Consider the following 7,061-nt stretch of genomic DNA (forward strand, 5'->3'; position numbering starts at 1 on the left):
CGATTCTGTGTTTTTTCATTGATCTTTTTAGGATTTATACTATATTATACCACAAAGAAACTGGAATGCATAGAGGAGTAAACGATCATTAGCAGGATAAATCGATACTATTCTGTATTGGAAACGCTCCATCCGCAAAGCCTGGTGTACTGGCATGGCGAATGGCCGGCCGGATTGATTGAAAAAAACCGGCGGCTCTATGACTACGAACTGGTTTATGTGAGCAGCGGCAGCGGCCGGGTGACGACGGAAACCAGGAGCTTCCATTGCGACACCGGTTCTTTGATGCTCATTCCCCCCCGTTTGCTGCACTATTCCGATACGCAGCGGGGCATGGAACGCTGGTGCCTCCACATCGACTGGTATGGCAAATGTCTGGCGCAAAAAGCAATGGATATGCCTTACGTTTTCGCAGACACGGCAAAACCTCTCTACGAGGAGCTGGTTGCGGCGGCGCCGCCGTCGGAGTGCTTCCCGGAATTTCCGCTCCACCTTCTGCTGAAGGAGGAGCAGCGGGAAATCATGCTCTCCGCATTGCGGGAGTTCTTCATGCAGCCGGTGGAAACTCTCGCCGCGGCGGCGCGACGACAAGCCGTTTTGTGGCGCATTCTCTCCTTTGCCTTCGAGGAATCCATTCCGGCCGAAACTCGCCACCGGGAAAAGCAGAACTCCATTTTCTTTCAGGCCAAGGCTATGATGGACCGGGAGTTTCACAATCCGGATCTGGAGCTCTCCCACATTGCCCGCACGCTGCGCATCACCCCGAACTATCTGTTGAAGCTGTTCCGGCGGGAACTGGGCATGTCGGCGCAGGGGTATCTGCAGAATCTGCGGCTGACTCATGCGGAAAACCTGTTGGGAACCACAAACTTGTCCATCGGGGAAATCGCGTTGGATTCCGGCTTCTCCGACGGAAACTACTTCGCCCGCTTCTTCCGGTTGAAACATGGCATTTCGCCCCGCCGGTTCCGGCTTTCTCTCGAGCTCACTCCGCCGCCCCGCCTCGCCGGAGTGAAAGAGGGGCACATATCCTCCTGTTGATTGCAGTTTTCTCAGAGAATTCAGCAACCTGAGCTGGTACAATATCGGCCGGAAATTGACCGGGCGAAAATTGCCGGGGCGATACCAGTGAGTGCCCCTGTCCAGCTGCAACAGCAGAAAAGGAAATTCACGGGAAGAAGCATCCGTTCTTTTCCACTCCCGGAGGGGGGAACAGCATTCTGCAAACTTCGACAGCGCCAGACAGATTCAACCGACACGGCAATATCGGGCCCGGACGAAGTCGATTTCACCACTTGCAATTGACAGGCGATGAGATATAGTAACTCAACGACGTTACATCAGAGTTCCCATAAACGTTGTCTGATTTTTGAGAAATCTGCCATCCTCCCGATCGCGAAGACGGGGTGGCAGAAGGAGTGAAAATACAGGAGAAGACGACAATGCCTGATACTGAAAGAATTGAGCGAAATCGCGCGGCAATGCGGCGATTTGAAACCTGCATCAACACAAATGACCTTGCACTTGGCGAGGAACTGATCTCGCCGTCCGCCGTATTCACGGCGCCGTTTTCCCCCGTGCCGCTTTACGGGGCGAAAGGATATCTGAGTGTCGTGGATTTCATGCGGCGCAGCTTTCCTGATGTACACTGGACGCTTGAGGATATGGTCGCCGATGAAAAGACGATCGCAGTGCAATGGAGATGCACAGGAACCTTCTCCGGGCCGGACTCCTTCGCAGGCCTGCCACCGAACAACAGGAAGTTTTCCACGACCGTCATGAACTTCTATACATTTGACGAAGCGGGCAGAATCATTGCCGACGTCTCCGCCGTCGGCATTGCAGGAATTCTGCAGGGGATCGGCGCTTTGCCGGCTGTGTCCTGTCGGTAGCGCCCGACATTCGCGCCATGTGTTTCTGCTCGATTGCAGGCGGCAAACGGACTCAGACACAGCCGAAGCCGCCGACCGGCCAGAGAGCACCGAAGAAGCTGGCCGGTCGTACAATGAACTTCCAGCCCTCTTACGATATTCCACTCACGCACGGCAACCGACGCCCCTCTTGTTCAGTAATCCATAAATTTCTCTTCTCCGCTCACTTTACAAAATATCCATTTCAACACCGCCGATTACCGCTTTGGTAAAACCGGCGGCAATCAGTTCTTGACGGTTTACCGCCTGAACATGTCCGTCAAAGAAAGAGAGATTCAGTGACTGGGCATGGTTGAATCCGATGTTTCCATTCGGACTGCTGTTGCAGGGGCGGAAGGTGAAATTTCCATAGTCCTGCTGCTCTTTCATCCCCCACGTATCTGCAATGGCGAAAGTGAGAGACGGTCGCGTCATACGCGTCGTCAAGTAACGGGCAAATGTAACTCCATTTTCGGTTACGCTGAAGACAAATTTCCCCAATGTTTTCTGACGCTTGCCCGTGAAAAACGCATCGTTTCCAAGCTGGTAGCCGGCCAGTCCATACGTCACATTCGGCCACGAACCCAGAGAAAAATAGTTCCATTTCGCGGCAGGATCAACGGACGAAGGTTTCGTACGCGCCGGGCAGTGCATCACGACAGGATGTTTCAAATAGTTTCCGCTATAAAGCCGGCGGCTCCAGAGATAAGACGATGTGGCGGATGTCGGAATATACAGCTCGATCGTCGAATCATGATCAAACGCATATGCCAGCATCGCAGCTGTCGTTTGCCGGAGATTGGACGCACATTGTATGGCAACCGCTTTCGTCCGGGCACGATTCAGCGCCGGTAACAACAGACCGGCCAGAATTGAGATGATCGCGATTGTAATCAGAAGTTCTATCAAGGAAAAATTCTTTGTATAACTCTTTCTTTGCATTTTTTGTCCTCTTTTTCCGGAACCATCTCAATAGACAAGGCCGATGTTTCGAAGATAAAACGTAAACGTTCTGCACTGGGGATTCATACCAATTCGAATCTTATACGGTCTGCAATGTTCCCGACCGGTAAGCGGAGCAAAGTTGGTTTTCCAATCGCCGTCGGACTGTGTGTAGGTGACATTCAATGTCCCCGCCTCAGTCGGCCTGGTATCCAGCATGACAAAATTCCAGATGGGCTTTCCGGTTTCTGCGGGGAAAACCGTCTTTATATCAAACAAGACACCCCGACAACCGATTTGCGCCTCCGCGAATTGATCAAGAAGCAGTTCCGGATACACCCAGAGATCTTTGACCCGCTCCGGAATATGGACATCAAAACGAAGCGCCTTCTCTGATTCATCCCAGGAAATCGCGAGGGAGTCCGCACCTCCGGCACAATTTCTGTTCCAGAACTCCGGCTTCATCGCCAGCGGCTTCATATTCTCCTTAAGCCGGGGGATGGAGACCAGCGGAACCTCCAGCGGAGTGATTTCCCGCCCCTCAAAGGCCCCTGTAATTGTGAGAAGGTCAAATGCTTTGGCGGAAACGACTTCAGCGTGAAAATCAAGAATTTCCCACGGGTTCAACACAATCTTCTCCGGCAGACCAGTCAAGCGCCCGCCATGCTTAAGATACCCCGTTTTTGTCTTGTCGTCGAAGTTGGCGATCTGAATCTTCACCCGGCAATGCTCCGGCTCGACCAGCAGCAGGCGGGAGCGTTCACTGATATTGGTTCCCTTTCCGGGGACCAGACGGGTTACAATGGAGAGGTCTCCGTCAAATGAGAGACGACCGCTTTTCCCCGGCTTCTCTGCGGGAACGTCGACTTCAATGCCGGAAAGCCCATGCAGATATTTCGGGAAACGCTCTGCGGAAAGTTCCATAAAACCATTTTCCCTCTTGAACGGCTCCGGAGTGCCGAATGCATTGACCAGACGTCCCCCGTTCCGGGAAACCATTCGAAATGAAACCGCAGGATAATCTCCTCTCGCTTTCTGCTCATACCCGGAATTGATTGCCTCACGGTCAACCCAGGTTGGCCGCCAGAAGACCAGAGTTTGAGTATCGTCCGGCTGCCGAAACACATACGCTTCCACATCCTCAGCCAGCCGCACCTTTCCTTCCAGTTTCGCCCGGCCCAGTTCATTGCACAAGACGTTGAAAACCACAAACCCCGGTTTGGCGGTAAAATCGTACCGGATAAGCCCGAACGGTTTTCTGCCATTCCGTTCATTGCAGGGCGGCAGAACAAAGTGGAAATGTCGTATTGCACCCGCCTGACGCATCGCAATCTGCGCCTTGGGAATGAACTCGGCAACCAGCATTTCCACCTCGGGCGAATGATCCAGACAATTCCGATAACCGGTAGGGACCGTACCGGATTGCCGGGAGTCGGCACTGGACCCGCTTTCGGAAACCAGCACCGCCATATCCCCATATCCCCAGTTCCGCCCCAGGTCCCGCCAGCGTTTCATCGACTCGGTATAAAAGAACGGATTGCGATAACTATGCACACTGTTGAAGTCCGTGTAATATGCCAGTCCGCTCCGGGCGGCGGTGTTGAAAAAGATGTGTTCCGCGTTGGTCGCCTTGATCTTGGCAAGATTGCCCGCCGTTACCCGGCATGCAGAGTTTCCCGCTTTATGTCCCAGAGAGGCCGCCTTGCAGAAAGAGGCGAAATCCCATGCGGAACCCGGCCAGTGCTTCGGAGTGTCCTGCTCGTTCCAGAACTCCCATATTGCCACTCCCGGCAACTGTCGGGAGACCTCCTTCGCAAAGTTGTAGACAAATCCCAGATCATTCGGCGTAACGCCATCGACCGAATGGGCCGCGGGGGCCTTGTGATAGGTAACGCATGCGGGAATTTTTCTCTCTTCCAGATTCCGGATTGCGATGACCGCACGATTATCCGCACGCAAGTTTCCCTCGTTATCGAGGACAGTCATGCCGATTCGCTCCCGCGCCATGGCAGCACCCGAAAGTCGGGTAAGATCAGCGAAGAAACGCAGCCCGTTCCCCAGATTTGCAGGATCATACTGGTAGACTGAGCCGATCATTCCGGCGGCGACATCGAGACAAAAAGAGGATTCCGGGTTTCTCTCCGTTTCCGGAAGAGTACGAATCACGGCGAAACTGCGTGACAACTTCCCCTGCCGGATGATATAATAACCTCGTTCCAGCGCTTTGAGTTCGACCTTCTTCCCGGGAACGACATTCCGAGAAATAACGGTCCGCCCGAAAGCATCCTCGACTTTGTACACAGCCTCTGCCGGAACTCCGCGGATCGAGAATGTCACAGGTTCCTTTTCGGAAAAAAGAGACGCAAAACCTCCGTGCAGTTGAATTTGTCCGGGAGACTCCGCAGACACCGCTTCCAGAACGCCCAGCCCGGCGCACCACAAGATTTTTTTCCATTGTTTCATCGGTCAGATTTCCCCTTTTCGTTCTTGCTGTTTTCTTGAATGAGAACTGCTTTCCCCGGTTTTATTTCCCAACATCCAGCGACCGGAACCCGGTCCTCTTCTGCAACCTCCAGTACGGATGCGCCTCGCTCTTCATAAACTTCCGGAAATCGGACAAACGGCTCGCCGGAAAGATTCACAGCTTCCGCCAGATTTTTTCCTCCCTTTCGCCCCGGAGACGTGGGGGAGCCGGACTCCGATACCACACTCCCCTCGCCCGGCCACCGAAACAGCTCCGGCTCATCGCCGAAATTCGCGACGAAAATATAGCGTCGGCGATCTTTCCCCTCCGCCTGAACAACGCGAATTTCCGAATTGCAGGGAACTTCGCCGGAGAGCAGGCGAATCACATCCCCATCCGTGGAAATGCACCAGGCATTGTCATACAAACACTCGCCCGGACGGCAGACAACAGGTCCTTGCCGATATGGAGCACACAATTCAAGTGCGTGGAGATTCCCACCGGAATGCCCATAACACATGCGGTAGGGATCGTGTATGGCAATCTGACGCCGGGCGGGACGCACAATCACCGGTGCAGCTCCATAAACCTGTCGGACCGCAAAGCAGTCATCAAACAGAAAGTTCCGCCCCGGCAGCGGTATGATCTCCTCCTCCTCCGGAATACCGCGTAACCGGAATGTGTGCTCCCCGCATCGCAAGGTTCGCAATTCACCATTGAAAACATCATTTGGCAAATTCCAATGCAACCCCTTGATGCTTCGCAGATAGACGAGGTTCGGAGTTCGAGTTCGTTCCAGAAGCAATGTCGTCACTCCGTCGGGAAGCGCTGCCGCCGCAAAATCGGAAACCGCAGCTAGTTCCGCCCCGACTCCCTCAGTCGCCTGTTCATCACTGACCCAGTGCCAGCGCACGCATGACAGGAACCCTCCAGGAAAAATAGAATATGCCTCCCGTTCCATTCCTGTATAAACCCGGATGCCGAATCCCTCCACCATGCCCACGCCATTCCAGTGCCATTCCAACATGTCGGAATGTTCCGGAGAAGCGACGAGCAGTGTCGGACGCGTCCGGGCCTCCCGGACAAACGACGCCATGCGGTTCGAACTGCGAACCGTCACCGCCCCATGAAAATCATCTTTCCAGGAGTCAAAAGGCAGGCCGGAAACGGAACAATTGGAAAAACAGGGACAATGTCTCGTATAATAAAGATCATACGAAAGACTTACGGCGCGATCCCCTTCCAGACGATGAAAATAAACCGGCTCCATTTTCCGCATATCCGCCAGCCGCTTCCCCAGAAAGGAGCCATTCTCATTGACGGCCTGCTCCTTCTGCACGGTCTCCAGCCAGCGATTTTCCATCGCTCCCGCATCCGCATCCTTCAGATAATCGGCGGCCCATAACCAGACGGGAATCATATAGTCCTGGCAATAACAGTAGCGAACTCGCATATCGCCTCCGATGCGCCAGAGCCGACCGTCGGGACAGGTAAAATACTTCACGCGTTTCCACAACTCTTCCGCATGAAAATAGAGCGCCTCCGGAGCTTTCACTCCCCGCCGGCGAAAACTGAAATGAAGGAGGGCAATATTGGAGAGGCAGATTGCCATATATCCCACATTCAAATATTTGTGGTGATGAAGGCCGAAGTTCTCCGTGAAGTTGCTGCCGATGTGCCAATCGCATACTCTGCGGCCGGAAGCGGGGGAACAATCCCGGGAGTCAGCCGGAACTGAAATAGCA

5 protein-coding genes are annotated in these 7,061 nt (G+C 53.8%); 2 read left to right on the forward strand and 3 right to left on the reverse strand.

Annotated features, from left to right (window positions below):
* Nucleotides 1-144 precede the first annotated feature (144 nt).
* Both ACMLHG_RS01095 and ACMLHG_RS01100 read left to right on the forward strand, forming a co-directional pair.
* On the forward strand, nt 145-1,041 hold the full coding sequence (locus ACMLHG_RS01095; protein WP_417169251.1) for an AraC family transcriptional regulator: 897 nt from the start codon (nt 145-147) through the stop codon (nt 1,039-1,041).
* 401 nt (nt 1,042-1,442) lie between these two features.
* Complete coding sequence (locus ACMLHG_RS01100; protein WP_417169252.1) at nt 1,443-1,892, forward strand: ester cyclase; 450 nt, start codon at nt 1,443-1,445, stop codon at nt 1,890-1,892.
* A 207-nt stretch (nt 1,893-2,099) separates the two neighbouring features.
* Here ACMLHG_RS01100 and ACMLHG_RS01105 read toward each other — a convergent pair whose 3' ends face one another.
* From ACMLHG_RS01105 to ACMLHG_RS01115, 3 genes are all read right to left on the reverse strand, one after another.
* Nucleotides 2,100-2,852, reverse strand: coding sequence for a type II secretion system protein (locus ACMLHG_RS01105; protein WP_294434450.1), 753 nt, complete (start codon nt 2,850-2,852; stop codon nt 2,100-2,102).
* A gap of 27 nt (nt 2,853-2,879) precedes the next feature.
* Complete coding sequence (locus ACMLHG_RS01110) at nt 2,880-5,153, reverse strand: hypothetical protein (RefSeq protein ID WP_417169253.1); 2,274 nt, start codon at nt 5,151-5,153, stop codon at nt 2,880-2,882.
* Nucleotides 5,154-5,311: 158 nt separating this feature from the next.
* Nucleotides 5,312-6,820: a hypothetical protein gene (locus ACMLHG_RS01115; protein ID WP_417169254.1), complete on the reverse strand. Its 1,509-nt coding sequence runs from the start codon at nt 6,818-6,820 to the stop codon at nt 5,312-5,314.
* Nucleotides 6,821-7,061 lie beyond the last annotated feature (241 nt).

It is taken from the genome of Victivallis sp. (assembly GCF_048170485.1).
Taxonomy (GTDB): Bacteria; Verrucomicrobiota; Lentisphaeria; order Victivallales; family Victivallaceae; genus Victivallis.

Excerpts from the sequence above, each read along its gene's own strand:
- ACMLHG_RS01100 (WP_417169252.1), top strand. The coding sequence starts at position 1,443 with ATGCCTGATACTGAAAGAATTGAGCGAAATCGCGCGGCAATGCGGCGA.
- ACMLHG_RS01105 (WP_294434450.1), bottom strand. The coding sequence starts at position 2,852 with ATGCAAAGAAAGAGTTATACAAAGAATTTTTCCTTGATAGAACTTCTG.